Origin of the sequence: Kitasatospora sp. NPDC093550 (genome assembly GCF_044764985.1) — a bacterium.
GTDB lineage: Bacteria > Actinomycetota > Actinomycetes > Streptomycetales > Streptomycetaceae > Kitasatospora.
On the sequence record NZ_JBIWJF010000002.1, the window covers coordinates 274,413 to 295,959 of the forward strand.

The window sequence follows — 21,547 nt, forward strand, 5'->3', positions numbered from 1 at the left end:
TCCCGCGTCGAAGCGCGAGCCGAGAGATCACCGAGAACCATGCCGAGCGTCACGAAGTACCCTTTCCGAGAAGATCGTTGGAACGCTCTCACGGTCGGCGGCCGAGTCGCAACCTCGGCCGGCCGCAGGCGATGTGCCGGTGGCTGGGCGCGCCGCGCGTCGGGGCTCGCCGTAGCGCGGGTCAGCTGGTCGGGTGGGCGGCTGCCCAGCCGTGTTCGAGCAGGGCGAAGGCCTCCTCGGCGGCCCGGCGCGGGTCGGGGTGCTGCTGGATCAGGCTGCGGGCCGCCAGGGCGAACCGGGCCAGGGCGGCGCAGCCGGTGTCGTCCTCGGGCGCGCCCACGGCCTGGGCGATGGCCCGCGCCAGGGCTGCCTCGTGGCGGGTCCACATCCGCTGGGAGTACTCGCGCAGCGCGAGGGTCTCCCGCACCAGGCGGAGGAAGTCGGCGAACCGCGGGTCGGCGGCGTGGACGGCGAACCGGGTCTGGTGCAGCAGCAGGTGCTCGCGCAGCGCCTGCGGGATCGACCGGCCCGGAGGCCGGTCGCGCACGGCCGCGACGAGGGCCGCCTCCAGGTCGTCGTCCTGGTCGAAGACCAGGGCTTCCTTCCCGGGGAAGTGCTTGAACAGGGTGGTCACCGAGACGTCCGCGGCGTCGGCGATGTCCTTGACGCCGACCTGGTCGTAGCCGCGTTCGAGGAAGAGTTCGAGTGCGGCGTCCGCCAGGGACTGGCGGGTCTGGGCCTTCTTGCGCTCACGGCGCCCCATCGCTTCGGTCACCCCACCACCATAGCCCGACGTGCACCCACTAAGAAAGTGTAGTCATTGCACTTATGTAGCGACTGTGCTTTCTTGGTGCTGCCGGCCCGCCCGGCCTCCCATCCCCCTGGAAGGACACCCCATGCCCCCTCTCCCCGCCCCTCGCATCGCGATCGTCGGCGCCGGCCTCGGCGGCCTGACCTGCGCCCGGGTCCTGCAGCGACACGGCCGCGCCGTCACGGTGTTCGAGCGCGAAACCGACGCCGACGCCCGCCCGCAGGGCGGCTCCCTCGACCTGCACGCCGACACCGGCCAGGCCGCCTTGCGGTCGGCGGGCCTGCTCGACCGGTTCCACGCGCTCGCCCGCCCCGAGGGCGACGAGTGGCGGGTGTTCGACCGTGCCACCGGTGCCCTCATCGCGCAGCGGGGGCCGACCGAGGGAGGCGGCCGCCCGGAGATCGACCGCGGCCAGCTGCGCGGCCTGCTGCTGGACTCGCTTCGCCCGGGCACGGTGCGGTGGGGCCGGGCCGTCACCGGGGTCACCCCGTTGGCGGGCGGTACGTGCCTGCTGCTCCTGGACGGCGGTGCGGCCGAGGAGTTCGACCTGGTGATCGGCGCCGACGGTGCCTGGTCACGGGTCCGGTCGGCCCTGTCGCCCGCCGTGCCGCACTACACCGGTGTCACCTTCGTCGAAACCGGCTTCGACCGCTGCGACACCCGCCACCCCGAACTCGCCCGGCTGGTCGGCAACGGATCGCTGCTGGCGAAGGGCGTCGGCCGGACCCTCGTCGCCCAGCGCAACAGCAACGGTCACATCCGCGGCTACCTCGCCCTGCGCGCGCCGCAGGACTGGCACGCGGCCGCCGGACTCGACCTCGGCGACCAACGGGCCGTGCGGGAACACCTGGTGGAGCTGTTCGACGGCTGGGACGAGGGCCTGCTGCGGATCCTGCGCGACAGCGACCACGGCTTCGTCAACCGGCCCCTGCACGTGCTGCCCGCCCCGCACACCTGGGCGCACGTTCCCGGCGTGACGCTGCTCGGCGATGCCGCACACCTGATGCCCCCGGTCGGGCTGGGAGCCAACCTCGCCATGCTCGACGGCGCCGACCTCGCCCACGCCCTCGTCACCGAACCCGGCGTCGGCGACGCCGTCCGCGCCTACGAGCGCGTCATGCTGCCCCGCTCGGTGGAGGCCGCGACGGGCAGTGCCCAGGGCCTGGACCACCTCGTGCCCGCGACGGCTTCCTGAACCGGGGAAGGATGCCGTGGCTGCAGGTCGGGAGGTCGGGAGGTCGGCAGGTCGGCAGGTCGGCAGGTTGGCGGCCGGCGGGCCCGCGGCGTCGGGGGCGGCGGCGAGGCCCGGGCGGTGCGTGTGAGTTGTGTGCGGGAGTTGGCGGAATCGTGTCCATCGGAACGCCCGCCCGATTGACCGCGGACGCACCGGAAGGTTGGCTCGACGCCAGGCGGGCTGCGCGGGGGCGGGGAGCAGGGGCGGCCCGGGCGGAAGGGGAGGACAGCCCATGAAGGCCATGAAGGCCACGAAGGCCACGACGGTACGGGCGGCCTGCGTTCTGGCGGCCGCGCTCCTGACGGGCACCGCGGCACCGGCATCGGCATCGGCGACGCCGCCAGCAGGGGGCGACACGGTGAGGGTGAACGTCGGCCCGGACGGGGCGTCGGCCGACGACTGGTCCGAGCCGCTCGGGCTCAGCGCCGACGGCCGCTACGCCCTGTTCACCTCCCTCGCCTCGAACCTGGTGCCGGGCGACACCAACCGGCTCTACGACGTGTTCGTCCGCGACCTGGTGACGCGGCGCACCGAACGGGTCAGCCTGGCCGACGGCGGCGCCCAGTTGGACGGTTCGACCAGTCAGGCGGCGATCAGCGCTGACGGCCGGTACGTGGCCTTCAGCAGCGACGCCACCAACGCCCTCCCGGGGCAGCCGGGCAGCGGCCGCACCGACGTCTACGTCCACGACCGCCGGACCGGCCGTACCGAAGCGCTCACCGCCGGAAGCGGCGTCGGCAACTCCCTCAGCCCGGCGATCAGCGCGGACGGCCGCTACGTCGCGTACTCCTCGGACCGCACCGACCTCGCCCCCGGGGCCGCGCCGGGCACCGCGAACGTCTACCTGACGGACCGCCGGACCGGCACCACCCGCCTGGTCAGCACCGGCCGGGACGGCGCCCCCGCCGACGGCAGCTCGGTCGAGCCCTCGCTCAGCGCCGACGGCCTGACCGTCGCCTTCCGCTCGAAGGCGGGCAACCTGCTGCGGCCGGCGCCGGGCGCGGCGAAGCCCGCGGCCCCGGCGGCCGGGAAGCCCGCGCCGACCCGGCAGCTGTTCCCGCTCTACGTGTACGACGCGCGCACCGGCCGGGTCGAGGGCGCGAGCGTCGACGGCAGCGGCACCCTGCGGGACGCGGCGCGTCAGGGCCGGCTGAGCCCGGACGGACGGTACGCGCTGTTCCGGGTGTTCCGGTCCGACCAGGGCACCGTCCGGGTCACGCTGTACGCGCGTGACCTGCGCGCCGGCACGGTGACGGAGGTGGCCGCCGACGGCAGCCAGCCCGGCGTGATGACGGCGGACGACCGCTGGGTCTACTTCGCCTCGGACGCCGACACGCTGGTGCCCCGCGACACCGACGGCGTCGCGGACGTCTTCCGCCGGGACCTGTGGACCGGCCGGGTCGAGCGGGTCGGCACCGCGGCCGGTCCGTCCTCCGGGCCCGCCGTGGACGCGTTCGGGACCACCCTGCTGTACGGCACGCTCGCCGGCACCGGTCAGGACGTCCTCGTGCGCTACCTGCCGCTCTTCTGACCGGCCGCCTTCCGGCCGGACGACTTCGGGTCGGACGACTTGGGGCCGGCCGCCTTCCGGCCGGAAGGCGCGGTCGACTCCCGGAGGGTGCGCCGCGCCGCGGTCAGGGTGAGCAGGCTCCACAGGGCGGCGAGCGCGGCGACGACGTAGACAGCGCTGCCGTCGAAGTCGAGGTCCTCGTCCAGTGCGGCCGGCGGGGCCCAGCCCTGCGGGTCGACCACCACGGTCATGGTGTCGCCGACGTCGTAGGTGCCCCCGCAGCCGAAGCCGCCGACCCGGGCGTGCGGCAGCGGCTGCCCGTCGGCGCGGCGGATGTCGCAGGTCCAGCTCACCTTGCCGCTCTTGTCCTTCGCGCTGTGGGCCGCGGTGATCACCACCGAGGTCTCCTCGCCGCGGTGGGACAGGATCTGGGCGCGGACGCTGTTCCCGGTGATCGCCAGCAGCAGCACGCCGAACAGCGCGGCCGGCAGGATGACCCAGCCGCTGGCGCGGACGAAGCCGATGCCGATGATGCCCGCCGAGAGGATGAGGAACGCGACGATGCCGCAGGCCGGTTGGTAGTCCGGGTTGCTGCCGAGTGTCGCCGTTCCGGCCAGCAGCACCGGGGTGAGCAGCCCGACCAGCCAGGCCGTCCGGCGTACCGTCCGCGGCGACAGCTCCGGTGCGGGGCGGCGGCGGACCCGCTTCGGGGGAGGGACCACCCCTTCGGCGAGCGGTCTCTTCTGCTTCTTCTTCCTGCCGGCCATGGAGCCCCCGTTCGGTGCTGGTGTTCTCGTAGCTGGTGTCGTGCCTGGTGCCGTGCCTGGTGCGGTGCCTGACGGCGTGCCTGCTGCGGTGCCCTGTCGGCGTGTCTGCTTCCCTGCCGGACGGCGTTCCCGCTGTGCCGGTTCGCCGCCTGCGACAGTGTGACCTCGTCCCCCCACGTCCGGAAGAGGGGGGCCGGGCCCGTCTCCTGCCGGGCTTGACGCGGCAGGGGGGAGCGGGAGGGGCGCGGCAGGGCCCACGGCGGGGAAGCGGACGGGAGCGCCGGGGCGTGGGGCGGTGCAGCCCGCCCGACCATCCGTCACCCCGTCTGCGACGCCGGTGTTACCGGCGAGTTCACCGAATGCTCGCCCGAAGTCTTGCGGGCCGTGCCGCCGGGCAAGTTGGATACACAACATCCCGCGACCCGACGGGTCCACGACACCCCACGGAGCCCAGATGCCGCTGTCGTCCGTCCGCCGTGCCCTCGCCGCCGGCGCCGCCGCCACCGTGATCGCCACCCTCGGCGCGGCCCCAGCCTCGGCCGAGAGCACGCCGGTGACCGCGCCCCCGCTCGACGTGCTCACCTACAACGTCTTCCTGATGAGCACCTCGCTCTACCCCAACTGGGGCCAGCAGTACCGGGCTCAGGCGATCGCCTCGGCGGACTTCTTCCAGGGCCACGACGTGGTCGTGCTGGAGGAGGCGTTCGACAACGCGTCCTCCGACGCGTTGACCGCCAAGGCCTCGGCCGCGTACCCGTACCACACCCCCGTGGTGGGTCGCTCCACCAGCGGCTGGGACGCCACCTCCGGCAGCTACAGCTCCACCACCCCGGAGGACGGCGGGGTCACCCTGCTGAGCAAGTGGCCGATCCTGCACAAGGAGCAGTACGTCTACAAGGACGCCTGCGGCTCGGACTGGTGGTCCAACAAGGGCTTCGCGTACGCCGTGCTGGACGTCGACGGCCGCCGCACCCACGTGGTCGGCACCCACCTGCAGTCCACCGACTCGGGCTGCTCCAGCGGCCAGGCCGCGGACATCCGGGCCAAGCAGCTCACCGCGATGCGCGGCTTCCTGGACGCCAAGCGGATCCCGGCCGACGAGCCGATCGTGGTCGCGGGCGACCTCAACATCGACTCCCACGGCACCGAGTACCAGGCGCTGCTGAGCAACGGCAACCTCGCCCCGGCCTCGGCCCGCACCGGCTGGCCGTACTCCTTCGACACCGCCGACAACTCCGTCGCCCGCTACCGCTACCCGAACGACCCCGAGGAGGACCTCGACTACGTCCTCTACCGCGCCGACCACGCCCGCCCGCAGCAGTACACCAACCAGGTCGTCCGGGTGCACAGCGCGCCCTGGACGGTGAGCAGTTGGGGCAAGAGCTACACCTACACCGACCTCTCCGACCACTACCCGCTCGCCGCGCACTGACGCTCCTCCGGAGCGGGGGTGGCCCCGGGGTGTGGGATGCGTCACCGTCACGCCCGGGAGGCCGTTCGGCCCCTTACGATCCTGAACGCCGAGGTCGGGCGCCGTCGTACCCCGGCGGCGCCCGCCCGGCGTTCAGCGAACGGCCCGAGGAGAAGCGCACGTGACCACCCCCACCACCGCGCCCGACAGCTACTACCAGCGCACCGGCGAGAACCGCTACAAGCCCACCCTCCAGGCCCAGGGCGCCTGGCACCCCGACGAGCAGCACTTCAGCCCGCTCGGCGGCCTGATCGTGCACGCGATCGACCGGTACCGCTCCGACCGCTCCGCGGGCCCCGACCGCTCAGGCCGCCCCGAGCGCCCCGGCACCGGTCTGGCGCTGGCCCGGATCAGCTTCGACATCCTCGGGCTGATCGCCCTGGAGGAGTGCGAGGTCACGGTGGAGACCGTCCGGCCCGGGCGCACCATCGAACTGGTCGAGGCCACCGTGACGATCGGGGAGCGGGCCGTCGTCCGGGCCCGGGCGTGGTTCCTCGCCGAACTCGACACCGCCGCCGTCGCCGGCACCCACGACCGGCGGCTGCCCGCGCCCGAGGAGTTCGAGCCCTGGGCGATGAGCGGGCTGTGGGGCGGCGGCTACATCTCCTCGATCGACGTCCGGCGCCGGGAGACCGCCCCGGGCCGCGCCGCCGCCTGGATCGCGAGCCGGGCCGAGCTGGTCGCGGGCGAGCCGAGCAGCCCGCACGCCTCCTTCGTCGCCCTCGTGGACACCGCCAACGGCATCGCCGTCCGGCAGGACCCGACCGCGTGGATGTTCCCCAACACCGATCTGACGATCCACTTCCACCGCCGCCCCGAGGGCCGTTGGACCGGCCTGGACACCAGCGTCAGCTTCGGCCCGTCCGGTCACGGCGTCACCAGCACCGTCCTGCACGACGTGCTCGGCCCGGTCGGCCGGGCCGAGCAGATCCTGACCGTCCGCCCGCAGCAAGGGAGTTGACGAAGGAGACGCAGTGACGCCCGGCGGGGCGTGCGGCCCCTGCCCGCGCTCTGCCCGGGTCCTGCCCGGGCGCGACCTCGGTCTGCCCGGGCCCCTGCCGCGCGGGCGGCAGGGGCCGATCGGCTCACGCGGGCAGCGAGTCCATGAAGGAGCTGACCGAGAACACCGCGTTCCCCGGCCCCGCCGGGCCGTAGCCGGGCGGGGAGGAGAGCCCGAACTCCTCCAGCGTCGCGCGGTAGGTCTGCAGCAGCCGGATGTGGTACTCCAGCGGTGCGCCCTGCGGATTGGCCTTGCCCAGCGGGGTGGTGGGCTCGGGGCACCAGGTGGTGAAGCGCGGCACCACGCCGTGCGACATGAAGAACCGCAGGCCCTCCTCGGTGGAGGCGATCGCCTCGTCCACCGTGGTGAAGCCGAAGGGCTCGGCCATCTCCACGCCCGCCACGAAGTTGGGGATCACGTTCTCCGGGCCGAACACCTCGGTGGAGTCCAGGATCCGGCGGTGCCACTCGTCGCGGCCGACGTAGCGCTCCTTGCCCGGGCAGTAGAGCTCGAAGAGCCGCTTGTCCCAGACCTCGAAGTTGGGGTGGTAGATCCGCACGCCGTAGTCGTGGAAGCGCTGGACGTCCTCGCGCGGCAGCGCCTGCGCCACCACCTTGCCGATCCAGCGGCCGGGGAAGCGCTCCTCGATGGCCTTGGCGTACTGCCCGTAGAAGTCGGCCTCGTCCCGGCCGCCGACCTGCGAGGTGATCGCCCCGCCGGTGAGGGTGTACGCCTGCGAGGCGCGGGCGGTGTCGTGGCGGTCGATGATCTCCAGCGCCTCCAGCACCTCCTCGACCGGCTTGACCCCGGTGTACGGGCGGCCGGCGGCCTTGTGCTGGCGCCAGTTGTGGTTGATGTCGCAGTACTGGCACTCCTCCTTGGCGCCGAAGTACTGGCACACCCGGAACACCGTGAGGTAGATCAGGTAACCCCACTGGATGGTCGGGGCGACCTCCATCACCGACTTCCCGTTGGCCAGCGTGTGCCGGTAGTAGTCCGGCATCGGCGGCAGGCCGACGTCGGCGATCCGCGCGCCGTCCAGGTAGAGGCCGAGCGTGCCGTCCTCCCCGGCCCCGACCCGGTACGGCGAGTCCGGGTTGACCCGCACCGACACCACCGTGCGGCGCAGCCCGTACGGCCCGCCGGTCAGCACCACCTCCTCCGGCGGCCGGTTGAGCGCGGCCGCGCCCAGCTCGGGCAGGGTGCGGTGGTCGAAGGAGAAGATGAAGTACGACTTCGGCTTGACCTCGCCGCCCCCGTCGGCGCTCGCGCTGCCGCTGAGCGCGGACTCGTCGAAGGCCATGCCGCCGCGCAGCAGGTCCTCCTTGATCACCGCCTCGCGCGGCACGTCGGGATAGCGCTCCATGAGCTCCTCGACGAGTGCGGTGCGGCTGCGGGCCTGGCTCTCCATAGCGCTGGTCTTCCTTCCTGGCCCCGATCCTCCACGGCGCCGTGGCCATTCTTCTCCCCCTTACGCGCCCAGCCCTGCACCGGTCGGGCCGGAGAAGATCGACTCGTCCATGCTGCGGGCCGGGGCGGCGCTCCGCCTCGGCCCGCGGACCCACCGGGTGCGGGACTCCCGACCTAAGTCGTTGCCCGGGACCGCCCGTCGCCCGCCCTCTCCTGTCCGAGGGTGGGCATCGCCCCGCTGACCTCGTCGGCGGCCGTGCCGGCGCCGGAATGACGCCCCCGGCGCTGTGACGGCCCGACCGGCGTCATACCGGGGTGCTACCGGGGGAATTGGCACTCCGGTATGACGGATCGCGCCACTCCTCAGCCGTACGGTCGCCCGTGTCGAAGGCGAAGACGGAACCGAACGAGGAGGAACGGCGATGAGCGGGCGAGGGCGGACGGTGGCGGCCGTGGCGGCCGTGCTGCTGGCGGCGACGGCGACGTCGGGCGTGGTCGGCGCACCGGGCGCGGTGGCGGCACCGAGCGGGAACGCGGGTCGACCGGCCGTGGCCCGGCTGCCGCAACCCACCGGGCCGTACCCGGTCGGCACGACGGCCCTGCAGCTGACGGACGACCGTCGGGACGACCCCTGGAAGCCCGGCCCGCACCGCACGCTGATGATCAGCTTCTGGTACCCGACCACCCGGCCCGCCACCGGCGGTGACCGCGCGCCCTTCATGGTGCGCGCCGCCGCCGACCACTTCGGCAGCGCCGGGAGCGTCGGCCAGAGCGACTACGGCTTCGAGCCCGACCGTACGGACTGGGCCGGCATCCGGACCCACGCCCGCACCGACGCGCCCGCCCTCCCCGGCGGCAAGCGGCCCGTCGTGCTGTACTCGGCGGGCTTCGGCGACCCGCGCACGTGGGGCACCGGCCTGGTGGAGGACCTCGCCTCGCGCGGCTACGTCGTCGTCACCGTCGACCACACCTACGACGCCTCCGAGGTCGCCTTCCCCGACGGGGACCTCGCGACCTCCGTGTTCCCGGGGCTGATGGCCCAGCCCGGCCTCGACATCGGCGCCCTCCTGCGCAAGACGCTGCAGACCCGGGTCGACGACACCCGCTTCGTGCTGGACCGGCTCGCCGGGCTGTGCCACGACGAACGGCTCCCGCCCGGTCTCGCCGCCTCCCTCGACCTCGACCGGATCGGCATGGTCGGCCACTCCGGAGGCGGCTCCACGGCCCTCCAGACCATGCACGACGACCCCCGCCTCAAGGTCGGCGTCGACCTCGACGGGCAGCTCCACTTCCCCGGTCCGGACGGCACCGGCGTCGACCTCACCAGCGTCGCCGCGGACGGCCTGACCCGGCCGTTCCTGCTCATGGGCACCCAGAACCCCGACTCCGGCAGCTACCACCAGCAGCCCGGCTGGGACGCCCTGTGGCAGCACAGCACCGGCTGGCACGCCGACCTCACCCTCACCGGCTCGCGCCACGGCTCCTACACCGACGCGCAGTCCCTGCTGCCGCAACTCGCCCGCCAGGGCGCGATCAGCCAGGCGAAGTCGACCGAGGACGTCGGCGACGTCCGCCCGGACCGCGCGGTGCTGGCCACCCGCTCCTACGTCGCGTCGTTCTTCGACCGCTGGCTGCGCGGCCGGGACGACCACCTCCTGGACGGCCCGTCGCCGCGCTTCCCCGAGATGGTCCACGAGCGTTAGGACAGGACTGCCGGACCGTCCACGGGAATGCCGCTGCGGGAGCGGGCGATCCGGGCGGTGGTCCGCAGGAAGCCGCCCGGCCGTCCGGGCGCTACGCCGTCGCCCGCTGGACGCGGTAGCTCCACCGCGTGAGCGACCGGACGACGGTCTCGGCGCCGATGGGGTTGGCGCTGTGGACGAAGACCGCTCCGATCCGGAAGGGCCGACCGTGGAAGGCGGCCTCCTCCAGGAGGGTCACCACCGGCATGACGGTGTCCTCGCCGCCGAGATCGTGGTCGAGCCACAGCTCGTCGATGAAGCTGTCGCGGTGCTCCTCCAGGAGCCGGACACCCTCCCGGCTGGTCCGGGCGATCCGCGTGGCCCAGGGGAGGGGGCGGAGGTCGTCGATGCCGAGGACGACGGGCGTCGTCACGGCGGGGGCTTCGTTCACCGGATCATCGTCGCAGGACCGGGGGCCGGGCAGCCACGGGTTATCGAGGCTCCTCACCTGCTGCGACTAATGCAACGGATTTGCTTTAAGCAGGGGTCAAGCCTAGGGTCTCTTAAAGCGAATCCTTTGCCTTTGGAGCCTTTGGAGCCTTTGGAGCCTTTGGGGCTTTGGGGCCTTCGGGGTCGCTGCCCGAGCCATGACCGAGAGGGAGAACCCCATGTCCGCCGTCGAACTCACACCGCCGGAGGCGGCCCGCTGGGCCGCCCGTGCCGGGCTGGTGCTGCCCGCCGGGCGCCACGCCGCGGTCGCGGCCGTCGCGAACCACATCCACCGCGTCGTCTCGGTCCTGCGCGAGCTGGACTTCGCCGACGTCCCGCCCGGCAGCGCCTACCGCGCCGGAGGGGAGCAGCACGATGCAGCCGTTTGAGCTCTCCCTCACCGCCGCCGCGGCGGCGGTCCAGGCCCGGAAGCTGTCCCCCGTCGAGCTGGTCGACTCGGTCCTCGACCGCATCGAGCGGGTGGAGCCGCAGCTCGGTGCGTACGTCACGGTCGCTGCGGAACAGGCGCGCGGGGCGGCGCGCGAAGCCGAGCGCGAAGTGGCGCAGGGTCGCTACCGGGGGCCGTTGCACGGCGTCCCGATGGGGCTCAAGGACCTGATCGACGTCGCGGGCGTGGCCACCACCGCCAGCTCCCGGGTCCGCGCCGACCACCGCGCAACGGCCGACAGCACCGTCGCCGCACGGTTGACGGCAGCCGGCGCGGTCCTGCTCGGCAAGACCCACACGCACGAATTCGCGTTCGGCCTCACCACCCCGCAGACCCGCAACGCCTGGGACCGCGGCCGGGTCGCCGGCGGCTCCAGCGGAGGGTCCGCCGTCGCCGTCGCGTCGGGCGCGGCGACCTTCGCCCTGGGCACCGACACGGGCGGGTCGATCCGGGTGCCCGCCGCCCTCAACGGGGTCGTCGGCCTCAAGCCGACCTACGGTCTCGTGCCCCGGCACGGCGTCACCTCGCTGTCCTGGTCACTGGACCACGTCGGTCCGATCACCCGTACCGTCGAGGACGCGGCCCTGGTCCTGAACGCGCTGGCCGGACACGACCCGCGCGACCCCGCCTCGCTGTCCCCGCCCGCCACGGACTACCGGCCGGGTGCCGGCACGGACCTGACGGGCCTGCGCATCGGCGTGCCGCGCACCTACTACTTCGACCACGTCGACGCACGGGTGCAGGCCGCCGTCCGGCACGCCATCGGGGAGCTGGAAGCCCTGGGCGCACGGCTCGTCGAGATCGACGTCCCGATGACCCGCTACATCCAGGCCACCCAGTGGGGCCTGATGGTGCCGGAGGCCAGTGCCTACCACGAGGGCAGCCTGCGCACCGTCCCCGAGCTGTACCAGGACGACGTCCGCATCCTCCTGGAGGCCGGCGAGCTGATGAGCGCCGGGGACTACCTGCGCGCCCAGCGCTCCCGCACGCTGATGCGCGCCGGGTGGGCCCGGGTCCTGGAGGAGGTCGACGTGATCGCCGCCCCGAGCGTCCCGATGACCGCGGTCGGCGCCGGCGAGGAGACGGTCAGCTGGCCCGACGGCACGGTCGAGAGCGTCTCCGACGCCTACGTGCGGCTCTCCGCCCCGGCCAACATCACCGGCCTGCCCGCCCTGTCCGTCCCGGTCGGCCACGACCCGGCGGGCCTGCCGATCGGCATGCAGCTGCTCGCCCGCCCCCTCGGCGAGCCCACCCTCCTGCGGGTCGGCCACGCCTACGAGCGGACCCAGTCCACCCGGGGCCTCGCCACGGTGGCCTGAGCACGACGGCGCGGGCCGGGCCGGGATCCTCCGGCCCGGCCCGCACGGCGTCGGTGTCGGCGAACCGTAAAAGCAAAGACTGAGCGTTAAGGCGTCGTGGCCGGTCGGCGGCGACACCGGCCGCAGTGCTGTTCGCCCCAGGCCAAGGAGAGGAGGGGGCGTCGAAGACGATGACGAGGAGGGCCCAACGCGGGTGGTGCGGCCAGGACACGGGTGGTGTGTACCGGGTTGACGCGGGGTGTGGGCGGGTGGGGGCGGCGGGTTCGGGTGTGGGGCGCCGGGGGAGGGGTGGGCCGATGCATGACAGGAGCGCTTCCAAACGCCGTCAGCATGAACGTTCACCCTATCGGGTGTAGAAGATCGTCCGTTGCGTTCCGGAACGGGCCCACCCGCCTACGGTTGGGAGTCGAGCGACACGGGGCCCGCCGCGTGGAGTTCCTTCCCCGGCGGGCGAGATGACGTCCCGTCATATCGTGCGATCCATTCCAGAGGAGGCTCCATGCCCCTGCGTGCCAGAACGGACCCACCACCCGGGCTCGCCGCCCCGGCGGTGGGCCCATGAGTTCCCCGGCGATCGAGCGGATCCTCCGTGGGCCCACCGGACTGGGCACCTCCGGGCTGCAGTTGAGCCCGCGGCCCGCCGTGCCGCAGGCCGCGGTACCGGAGGCCACCGTGCCGGAGGTCACCGTGCCGGAGGTCACCGTGCCCGACGTGGCCGGGATCGAGCCACCGGTGTCCGAGGTCTCGGCTGCGGAGGCCCCGGCGGTGTCCGAGGCCGTGGTCCCCGACGTCCAGGCGCCGGCCGCGCCGCCCGCCTTGTCCCTGCCCGCACTCTCCGCACCCGGGTCGTCCGTTCCGGCCCTGCTCGGGGTGGCTCCGGCCGCCGCGGCTCGGACCGGTGGCAAGCCCAGGACCGGCGACCCCATCCCCGGCCTCTACCATCACCCGATCGCCGAGCCCGACCCCGCCCGGGTGGAGGCCCTCAGCCTGAAGATCAAGGCCTGGGCGATCGACGAGATCGAGCTCTACCCGCCGGAGTGGGAGAAGGACTTCGACGGCTTCTCCACCGGGCGCTACATGGTGGCCTGCCACCCCGACGCGCCCAGCGTGGACCACCTGATGCTCGCGGCCCGCCTGATGGTGGCCGAGAACGCGGTGGACGACTGCTACTGCGAGGACCTCGGCGGTTCGCCGGTCGGCCTGGGCAGCCGCCTGCTGCTCGCGCACACCGCGCTCGACCCGCTGCACACCACGCATGAGTACCACCCCGCCTGGGAGGCCTCGCTCGCGGAGGACGCTCCCCGGCGCGCGTACCACTCGGCGATGCAGTACTTCACCGCCGCGGCCACGCCCTCCCAGTCGGACCGCTTCCGGCACGACATGGCGCGGCTGCACCTGGGGTACCTGGCCGAGGCGGCGTGGTCTGAGACGGACCACGTGCCGGAGGTGTGGGAGTACCTGGCCATGCGCCAGTTCAACAACTTCCGCCCCTGCCCGACGATCACCGACACCGTCGGCGGCTACGAGCTGCCCGTCGAGCTGCACGCGCTGCCCGCCATGCAGCGGGTGATCGCGCTGGCCGGCAACGCCACCACGATCGTCAACGACCTGTACTCGTACACCAAGGAGCTGTCCAGTCCCGGGCTGCACCTGAACCTGCCGACGGTGATCTCCGAACGCGAGGGCGTCTCGCGCAAGGAGGGTTACCTGAAGGCCGTCGAGGTCCACAACGAGCTGATGCACGCCTTCGAGGCCGAGGCGGCCGCCCTGGCCGTGGCCTGCCCGGTGCCGAGCCTGGTGCGGTTCCTGCGCGGCGTGGCCGTGTGGCTCGACGGCAACCACTACTGGCACCAGACCAACACCCACCGCTACACCCTGCCCGACTTCTGGTGACAGCCCCGGCGACGTCATCCGCAGTCCGTAACCACTCGTAAGAATTCAGGAGTTGACCCATGTCCCTGACCGACGACCTCACCACCCCCGGCAAGGCCATCCCCGGCCCGGCGACTCCGTACCAGGGCGACATCGCACGCTACTGGGACCACGAGGCTCGCCCGGTCAACCTTCGCCTGGGCGACGTCGACGGCCTCTACCACCACCACTACGGCATCGGCGAGATCGACCAGGCCGCGATCGGTGACCCGGCCGACAGCGAGCGCGAGAAGAAGGTGATCGCCGAGCTGCACCGCCTGGAGTCCGCCCAGGCCGACGTGCTGCTCGACCACCTCGGCGACATCCCGGCCGACGGCACCCTGGTGGACGCCGGCTGCGGCCGCGGCGGGTCGATGGTGATGGCCCACCAGCGCTTCGGCTGCCGGGTGGAGGGCCTCACCCTCTCCACCCAGCAGGCCGACTTCGGCAACAAGCGGGCCGCCGAGCTCGGCATCGGCGACTTCGTCCGCTCCCGGGTCGCCAACATGCTGAACATGCCCATCGAGACCGGCACCGTCGCGGGCTCCTGGAACAACGAGTCCAGCATGTACGTGGACCTGCACGACCTGTTCGCCGAGCACGCCCGGGTGCTGAGCGTCGGCGGCCGCTACGTGACCATCACCGGTTGCTGGAACCCCCGTTACGGGCAGCCGTCGAAGTGGGTCTCGCAGATCAACGCCCACTTCGAGTGCAACATCCACTCCCGCCGCGAGTACCTGCGGGCGATGGCCGACAACCGGCTGGTGCCGCAGGCCGTCATCGACCTGACTCCGGACACCCTGCCCTACTGGGAGCTGCGGAACACCACCTCGCTGGTCACCGGCATCGAGGAGGCGTTCATCGAGTCCTACAAGGACGGCTCGTTCCAGTACGTGCTGATCGCGGCCGACCGGGTCTGATCCCGGCGGGTCCGTTCCGGTAGGAACGCCTGACGGCGGCCTCCCCGTGCCTTCGGGGAGGCCGCCGTCCGGCTTGGGCGGCCGAAGACCGGCTACCGCCGGGTGAAGGTGAGGTGGGTGACCCCGCTGGGGCTGCTCACCGCCTCGGTGCGGAAGCGCTGTTCCAGGCCTTCCAGTCCGGCCCAGATCGGCTCGCCCCGGCCGAGGACGATGGGCACCACGACCAGGTGCAGGTGGTCGACCAGGTCGGCCTCCAGGAAGGCGCGGACGGTGCTCGGGCCGCCGCCGATCCGCACGTCCAGGTCGCCGGCCGCCGCGCGGGCCTGCCGCAGCGCCTCCTCCGGTGTCGCGTCGAGGAAGTGGAAGGTCGTCCCGCCCTCCATCTCCAGTGTCGGGCGCGGGTGATGGGTGAGGACGAAGACCGGAGTGTGGAACGGCGGGTTCGCGCCCCACCAGCCCTTCCACTCCTCGTCCTGCCAGGGGCCGCGCTGCGGGCCGAACTTGTTGCGGCCCATGATCTCCGCCCCGATCCCGTCCCCCCACGCGCGGGCCATCGCGTCGTCCACGCCGGTCTCGCCGCCCTCCTGGCCGCTCATCCGCCGGAACGTCCGGGTGCGGAAGAACCAGCCGTGCAGCCGGTCGGTGGCGTGGCCGAACGGCGCGTCGAGGCTCTGCCCCTCGCCCGTGCCGTAACCGTCGAGGGAGATCGAGAAATTGTGGATCCGGACCAGGGACATCGGCTTCCTCCGCCGCTCGGCGCCTCGGTGCGGTGGGGCCGCACCCTGTTCGCCGGGCCACGCTAACCCGCCGGTCCGACACCCTGAGGCTCCGTCACCCGTCGCTGGCGTGGCGCGGCGCGGCGGGAGAAGGGGAGCAGCGGGAGCACCGGATGTGGATGAAAGGGAGACGAAGCGGGGACGAGGGGGAGGGGGTGCGGGGAGAAGCAGTGCAGCCGTCACGCTATTGTCGTGCCTTCTTCATGCGGAGCACGCCCAGTTCGGCGATGCTTCGTCAGGCCGCCCGGAGGAGGGCGGCCGGCACGTTCCGAACCTCGGGGGGTTCCCATGACCATGCGCCGTACTCTGTCCGGATTCCTGGCGGCCGGCCTGCTCGCCGGTTCGGCCGCGCTGATCTCCACCGCCCCGGCGGACGCCGCCCCGAGCGGGACGGGCGACCTGCCCTTCGGCTCGGCCACCACCGTCGGCCTGCACAACACCTACGACCCGGCCGCCTTCCCCTACCTGGCCCAGGGCCTGGACACCGGCACCGGGATGATCGAGCTCGACCTCTGGCCGAACGTCGTCACCAAGGAGTGGAAGGTCAGCCACTCCAACCCGTTCGGCAACGGCAACAACTGCACCGCCGCCACCACCCCCGCCCAGCTCTACAGCGGCGGCACCAACAAGAACCTGGAGAACTGCCTGGACGACGTCCGGGTCTGGCTCGCCGCGCACCCCTCGGCCGGGCCGCTGGTCATCAAGCTGGAGCTCAAGCCGGGCTTCTCCGCCAACCTCGGGATGGGCCCCGACCAGCTGGACACCCTGATCGCCCAGCACCTCGGCTCCGCCGTGCTGCGCCCCGCAGACCTGCTGGCCAAGCCGGGCGGAGGCTCGTACGGGAGCCTCGACGCGGCGGTGAAGGCGGGCAACTGGCCGAGCCGCTCGGCGCTGGCCGGGAAGGTGGTGCTGTACGCGATCCCGGGCACGGTCGAGCTGGGCAACCCCTTCGACACCCTGCACACCGACGTGGAGTACGGCCGCCACCTGCGCGACCTGGCGGCGGCGGGCCGGATCGGCCAGGCCCAGGTGTTCCCGTCCGTGCTGGGTGCCGCGGCCGGCGACCCCCGCGCCCAGTACGCCGGCGCGGACACCTCGATCCGGCCCTGGTTCGTGGTCTTCGACGGTGACGCCGCCACCTACCTCAACGGCATCGACACCGCGTGGTACGACCGCTCGCACTACCTGCTGGTGATGACCGACGCGCACAAGGTCGCGCCGGAGATCAGCGGCACCGACCCGACGGCCGACCAGGCGCGGGCCCGCGCCGAGCAGTTGGCGGCGGCGCACGCCAGCATCGTGTCGAGCGACTGGCGCAAGCTGCCGGCGGTGCAGTCGCTGGTGCTGCCGCGCGGCTGACGGCCGACGCGCGGCTGACGCGGAGCGGCTCGGGGGCGCGGACGAACCGCAGCAACACCGGTCACCTGGGTATCCCGGGCACTGACCGGTCTGGTGCGCAGTGGCGGCCGGGCTCGGCTCGGGGCCGGGCCGGGCGGACTTCGGGAGGCCGGATTCCGTCGGCTCCCGAACGGTGCCATGCTGAGGCCATGACAGAGAGCAGGGCGGTCGCGTCGCTCGGTGACCGGGTGGAAGCCGGCGGGCGTCGGCGGGAGTTGGCGGCGGCGACGGTCGGGTCGGTGGTCGAGTCCTTCGACTGGAACATCTACGCCGTCCTCGCGCCGTACTTCGCGGCGGACCTCTTCGGGCACGGCAAGCACGGGGTCAGCGGGGTGCTCGGGGCGTACGTGACCTTCGCGGTGGGCTTCGTGGCCCGGCCGGTCGGCTCGTACCTGATCGGGCGGCTCAGCGACACCCGGGGGCGGCGGTTCGCGCTGAGCCTCGGGATGGCCGTGATCGCCGTGGCCAGTCTGGGGATCGCGGCGATTCCCGGCCAGCGCACGATCGGGGTCTGGGCGGCGGCGCTGGCGGTCCTGGCGCGGGTGGTGCAGGGGCTGGCCTTCGGCGGGGAGGCGCCGAGCGTCGCCGCGTACGTGACGGAGACGGCCCCGCCGCGGCACCGGTTCGCGTTCAGCTCGGTGTCGTACGGCGGGATCATCCTAGGCTCGCTGCTCTCCTTCGGGGTGCTCACCCTGCTGATCCACACCATCGGCAAGTCCGGCCTGGAGAACGGCGGTTGGCGCTGGGGATTCGTGGTCGCCGCGCTGCTCGGGCTGGCCGCCGTGGGGGTGCGGCGGTGGGCGCCGGAGAGCGCGGAGTTCCACCGGGCGCGGGCGCGCGCCGCGGACGGCGGCCCGCGCCGCCCGTCGTTCCTGCGGACGCTCCGCGAGCACCGCTGGGCGGCGTTCACCGTCTTCCTCAACACCCTCGGCGGGACGGTCGGTTACTACTTCGCCCTGGTGTACCTGCCGCAGTACGCGGCCGCCTACCACGTGATCGGCAAGGAGGAGGCGGCCTCCTTCATGACGGTCGTGCTCGCCGTGGTGCTGGTCACCATGCTGCTCACCGGCGCCGCCGCCGACCGCTTCGGCCTGCTGCCGGTCGCCCGGATCGGGTTCGGCCTGCCGATCCCGCTGGTCGGGCTCCTGCTCGCCGGACTGCGCCAGGGCTGGCTGCCGTTCCAGGCGGTCGCGGTGCTGCTGGGGATGCTGGTGGCGACGGTGCTCGGCACCCTCAACGTCTTCACCGGGCTGCTGTTCCCGACCGAGGTGCGGGCGGTCGGCCTCGGCGTCGTCAACGCGGCCACCATCGCCGCGTTCGGCGGCACCTTCCCGCTGCTCGCCGAGTGGCTGAGCGGCCGGCACTGGCTCGGCGTCATCCCCGCGTACGTCACCGTCTGCACGACGGGCCCGGCCCTCGCGCTGCTGACGGCGATGAAGGTGCCCTCGTTCGCGGCCGCCGTCCGGGACGCCCGGGCCACGGGCGGCAGTTCACCGGGATCCGCCTGACGGACGATCACCGGCTGTGGTTGAGTGGTCCGGACAACCGCCGAACGGGGAGGGCGAGCGTGGACACCAACACGCCGGACAACAGCGCGGCCGACGAGGACTCCTGGGACAGCGACGCCTTCGGCGGCGCCGCGGCGGAGAGCTGGCTGGCCGAGGCCGGCTTCGAGGAGCCCCCGCAGGTCGACCTGCGCACCGACCGGGCGCACTCCGCCCGGGTCTACGACTACCTGCTCGGCGGCAAGACCAACTTCCCGGCGGACCGCGAGGTCGGCGACCGCGTCATGGCCGACCTGCCCGGCGCGCGGGAGGCCGCCACCGCAGCCCGCGCGGTGATGCACCGGATGGTCCGCCGGCTCGCCGAGGTGCACGGCGTCCGCCAGTTCCTCGACGTCGGCACCGGCATCCCCACCGCGCCCAACCTGCACGAGATCGTCCAGTCGGTCGACCCGTCGTGCCGCGTGGTGTACGTGGACAACGACCCGATCGTGCTCGCCCACTCGCGCGCGCTGCTCACCAGCACCCCCGAGGGCCGCACCGCCTACGTCCAGGGCGACCTGCGCGAGCCCGAGCAGTTCCTCGCCGACCCGGCGGTGGCCGGCACCCTGGACCTCAACGAGCCGGTCGCGCTGACGCTGATCAACATCGTGCACTTCCTCTCCGACGAGGCCGCGCACCCGCCGGTCCGCAAGCTGCTGGACGCACTGCCCCCGGGCAGCTTCCTCGCGCTGACCGCCGGAACCGGCGACACCTCGCCCGACCGGGCGGAGATCGGCAGCCGCCGCTACGCGGAGGCCGGGATAGAGGTCCACATGCGCACGCACGAGGGCGTCGAGCGCTTCTTCGCGGGGCTGGAACTGGACGATCCCGGTGTGGTCCTGATCAACCGCTGGCACCCCGAGCTGGGCGAGGCCCCGTCGCCGAGCCTGGCCGACGAGCAGGTCCCGGTGTTCGGGGGAGTGGGCCGCAAGGCGTAGCCGGGGTCGGGGCCGACGGCCGGACGGCGGCCGATCGACGGCCGGGTGGTGGGTCGAGGGGTTCGGGCAGCGCCTCCGCGACCCCCTACCGCCGATATTGCGTCAATTCGACGACGGTCCGGACCCGGAGTCCGGCGAAACGATCGTCTTTACGTGCACATGTCATTACAGTGGCCTCCCGTCGATCCCCCACTCGACAGGCGGAGCTTCCATGACCCTTGCACGCAGGTCCATCCTCAAAGGCACCTCGGCGGCCGGCGCCGCCCTGGTGGCAGCGGGCACGACGACGGGCGCGCAGCCCGCGGTCGCCCAGCCGGCCGACGACGCCCCCACCAGCCCACTCCTGCAGACCGGCCCGCACCGCAGCGGAGCCGCCGGCGTGACCGGACTGCACCTGCAGTTCGGCACCGACCCCAGCTCGGAGATGACCGTCTCCTGGCTCACCCCCCAGTCCGTCCGCCGGCCGCAGGTCCGCTACGGCACGCCGGACGGCGGCCTCGGCCGGGTCGTCCAGGCGCAGACCCGGACCTACCGGGACTCGATCGACAAGGTGGAGGTGTACGTCCACCACGCCCGCCTCGGCGGCCTGCGCCCCGGCACCACCTACCTCTACAGCGCGGGCCACGAGGGCGCGAACCCCGAGACCGGCACCTTCACCACCGCCCCGCGCGGCCGCGCCCCGTTCACCTTCACCAGCTTCGGCGACCAGGCCGCGCCCAACCTCCGCCGCCTGGTCACCTTCCCCGACGGCATGCCCTCACCGCTCGGCAAGTACCCGGTGTACATGAGCAGCCAGGTCGGCACCTCGGCCTCGGCCGACATCGTCAGCGCCGTGGAACGCGTCGGGCCGCTGTTCAACCTCCTCAACGGAGACCTCTGCTACTCCTCCTACGCCGGTCGCCACGGCCAGAGCCGCACCGCCACCTGGGCCGACTGGTTCATCAGCAACAGCCGCTCCACCCGGCTGCGGCCCTGGATGCCCTGTGTCGGCAACCACGAGAACGAGGGCGGCAACGGCCCGATCGGCGCCCTCGGCTACCAGGCCTACTTCGACCTCCCGGACTCCTCCGCCTCCTCGGACGAGGAGACCCGGGGCATGTGGTACGCCTTCACCGTCGGCTCGGTGCGGTTCATCAGCCTCGCCAACGACGACGTGGCGATCCAGAACTCCGGCGACAACTATCTGCGCGGCTACTCGGGCGGCGCCCAACAGCGCTGGCTGGAGCGCGAGTTGCGTGCGGCCCGGAACACCAAGGCGATCGACTGGATCGTGGTGTGCATGCACCACCCGATGATCTCCAGCTCCCTGCACGGCGCCGGCAGCGACCTCGGCATCCGGGAGACCTGGGGCACGCTGTTCGACGCCTACGGGGTCGACCTGGTGCTGTGCGGCCACGAGCACTACTACGAGCGCTCCCACCCCGTCCGCGGCACCCTGCCCAACGACACCCGCACGCCGGTGCCGACCGACACCCGCACCGACCTGATCGACACCGGGCGGGGCACCGTCCACATGATCATCGGCGCCGGCGGCAACGCCGCCACCACCCAGGGCGACCTCTTCGAGACGCCCAAGGGCCGGGTGGTCATCGGACTGGAGGACCCGAAACCGGGGGCGCCGTACCGGGAGTCGATCTGGCTCACCGAGGACGCGCCGTGGGCGGCCGTCCAGGACCGCCGACACAGCCACGGCTTCGCCGCCTTCGAGGTCGACCCCGGCGACCGCCGCGGCGGCACCACCACCATGAAGGTCACCTACTACACGTTCGACGGACCGCACGGCGACCTCACGCCGGTGGACACCTTCACCCTGTACCGGCGCCGGACGGACGGGCGCTCGGACTGACGGGCGCCCGGGCCGGCGGGCCGGGGGGGGGGGCGTAGGGGCTGACCCGGGTACGGCCGCGCGACCGGCGGGG

18 protein-coding genes are annotated in these 21,547 nt (G+C 73.0%); 13 read left to right on the forward strand and 5 right to left on the reverse strand.

Translation table 11 applies throughout. The features are described 5' to 3' along the window. Positions 1-181: 181 nt before the first annotated feature. Positions 182-763, reverse strand: coding sequence for a TetR/AcrR family transcriptional regulator (locus tag ACIRD3_RS04380; protein WP_402211946.1), 582 nt, complete (start codon positions 761-763; stop codon positions 182-184). 133 nt (positions 764-896) lie between these two features. Here ACIRD3_RS04380 and ACIRD3_RS04385 point away from each other — a divergent pair, with 133 nt between their 5' ends. Both ACIRD3_RS04385 and ACIRD3_RS04390 read left to right on the forward strand, forming a co-directional pair. Continuing rightward, positions 897-2,006, forward strand: coding sequence for an FAD-dependent oxidoreductase (locus tag ACIRD3_RS04385; RefSeq protein ID WP_402211417.1), 1,110 nt, complete (start codon positions 897-899; stop codon positions 2,004-2,006). 397 nt (positions 2,007-2,403) lie between these two features. Further along, positions 2,404-3,576, forward strand: coding sequence for a hypothetical protein (locus ACIRD3_RS04390; RefSeq protein ID WP_402211420.1), 1,173 nt, complete (start codon positions 2,404-2,406; stop codon positions 3,574-3,576). On the opposite strand, the gene ACIRD3_RS04395 is transcribed toward ACIRD3_RS04390, so the two are convergent. Further along, positions 3,558-4,322 (reverse strand): hypothetical protein, encoded by a 765-nt coding sequence (locus ACIRD3_RS04395; protein ID WP_402211422.1) that lies wholly within the window; start codon positions 4,320-4,322, stop codon positions 3,558-3,560. The two genes, ACIRD3_RS04390 and ACIRD3_RS04395, sit on opposite strands and share 19 nt — an antisense overlap. Positions 4,323-4,776: 454 nt before the next feature. On the opposite strand from ACIRD3_RS04395, the gene sph reads away from it, so the two are divergent. Both sph and ACIRD3_RS04405 read left to right on the forward strand, forming a co-directional pair. Next, the gene (gene sph / locus ACIRD3_RS04400) at positions 4,777-5,754 is read left to right on the forward strand and encodes a sphingomyelin phosphodiesterase (protein WP_402211425.1); all 978 of its coding nucleotides are present in this window, start codon (positions 4,777-4,779) and stop codon (positions 5,752-5,754) included. A gap of 160 nt (positions 5,755-5,914) precedes the next feature. Beyond that, entirely contained in the window at positions 5,915-6,754 is an 840-nt protein-coding gene (locus ACIRD3_RS04405) for a thioesterase family protein (protein ID WP_402211428.1), read from the forward strand. Between the two features lie 124 nt (positions 6,755-6,878). Here the strand turns inward: ACIRD3_RS04405 and ACIRD3_RS04410 are convergent, their stop codons facing one another. Beyond that, complete coding sequence (locus ACIRD3_RS04410; RefSeq protein WP_402211430.1) at positions 6,879-8,204, reverse strand: radical SAM protein; 1,326 nt, start codon at positions 8,202-8,204, stop codon at positions 6,879-6,881. Positions 8,205-8,625: 421 nt separating this feature from the next. Here ACIRD3_RS04410 and ACIRD3_RS04415 point away from each other — a divergent pair, with 421 nt between their 5' ends. Next, positions 8,626-9,906: an alpha/beta hydrolase family protein gene (locus ACIRD3_RS04415; RefSeq protein ID WP_402211433.1), complete on the forward strand. Its 1,281-nt coding sequence runs from the start codon at positions 8,626-8,628 to the stop codon at positions 9,904-9,906. Between the two features lie 91 nt (positions 9,907-9,997). Here ACIRD3_RS04415 and ACIRD3_RS04420 read toward each other — a convergent pair whose 3' ends face one another. Then, on the reverse strand, positions 9,998-10,336 hold the full coding sequence (locus ACIRD3_RS04420) for a cyclic-phosphate processing receiver domain-containing protein (RefSeq protein ID WP_402211436.1): 339 nt from the start codon (positions 10,334-10,336) through the stop codon (positions 9,998-10,000). 217 nt (positions 10,337-10,553) lie between these two features. On the opposite strand from ACIRD3_RS04420, the gene ACIRD3_RS04425 reads away from it, so the two are divergent. From ACIRD3_RS04425 to ACIRD3_RS04440, 4 genes are all read left to right on the forward strand, one after another. After that, a complete protein-coding gene (locus ACIRD3_RS04425) occupies positions 10,554-10,763 on the forward strand; it encodes a hypothetical protein (RefSeq protein ID WP_402211439.1) in 210 nt (69 codons plus the stop codon). Beyond that, on the forward strand, positions 10,750-12,141 hold the full coding sequence (locus ACIRD3_RS04430) for an amidase (RefSeq protein WP_402211442.1): 1,392 nt from the start codon (positions 10,750-10,752) through the stop codon (positions 12,139-12,141). The genes ACIRD3_RS04425 and ACIRD3_RS04430 overlap by 14 nt, the downstream gene beginning before the upstream one ends. Before the next feature lie 558 nt (positions 12,142-12,699). After that, entirely contained in the window at positions 12,700-14,034 is a 1,335-nt protein-coding gene (locus tag ACIRD3_RS04435) for a family 2 encapsulin nanocompartment cargo protein terpene cyclase (protein ID WP_402211445.1), read from the forward strand. 59 nt (positions 14,035-14,093) lie between these two features. After that, positions 14,094-14,972, forward strand: coding sequence for a geranyl diphosphate 2-C-methyltransferase (locus ACIRD3_RS04440; protein ID WP_402211448.1), 879 nt, complete (start codon positions 14,094-14,096; stop codon positions 14,970-14,972). 92 nt (positions 14,973-15,064) lie between these two features. Here ACIRD3_RS04440 and ACIRD3_RS04445 read toward each other — a convergent pair whose 3' ends face one another. Beyond that, positions 15,065-15,709, reverse strand: a complete 645-nt coding sequence (locus tag ACIRD3_RS04445) for a dihydrofolate reductase family protein (protein WP_402211451.1) — start codon at positions 15,707-15,709, stop codon at positions 15,065-15,067. 333 nt (positions 15,710-16,042) lie between these two features. On the opposite strand from ACIRD3_RS04445, the gene ACIRD3_RS04450 reads away from it, so the two are divergent. The 4 genes from ACIRD3_RS04450 (at position 16,043) to ACIRD3_RS04465 (ending at position 21,474) form a co-directional block, all read left to right on the forward strand. Beyond that, positions 16,043-17,107: a phosphatidylinositol-specific phospholipase C domain-containing protein gene (locus ACIRD3_RS04450; protein ID WP_402211454.1), complete on the forward strand. Its 1,065-nt coding sequence runs from the start codon at positions 16,043-16,045 to the stop codon at positions 17,105-17,107. Between the two features lie 188 nt (positions 17,108-17,295). Next, positions 17,296-18,654, forward strand: a complete 1,359-nt coding sequence (locus ACIRD3_RS04455; protein WP_402211457.1) for an MFS transporter — start codon at positions 17,296-17,298, stop codon at positions 18,652-18,654. A 59-nt stretch (positions 18,655-18,713) separates the two neighbouring features. Next, positions 18,714-19,628 carry an SAM-dependent methyltransferase gene (locus ACIRD3_RS04460; RefSeq protein WP_402211460.1) on the forward strand — a complete coding sequence of 305 codons (915 nt, stop codon included), beginning with the start codon at positions 18,714-18,716 and terminating at the stop codon, positions 19,626-19,628. A 211-nt stretch (positions 19,629-19,839) separates the two neighbouring features. Next, the gene (locus ACIRD3_RS04465) at positions 19,840-21,474 is read left to right on the forward strand and encodes a purple acid phosphatase family protein (RefSeq protein ID WP_402211463.1); all 1,635 of its coding nucleotides are present in this window, start codon (positions 19,840-19,842) and stop codon (positions 21,472-21,474) included. Positions 21,475-21,547: the final 73 nt, after the last annotated feature.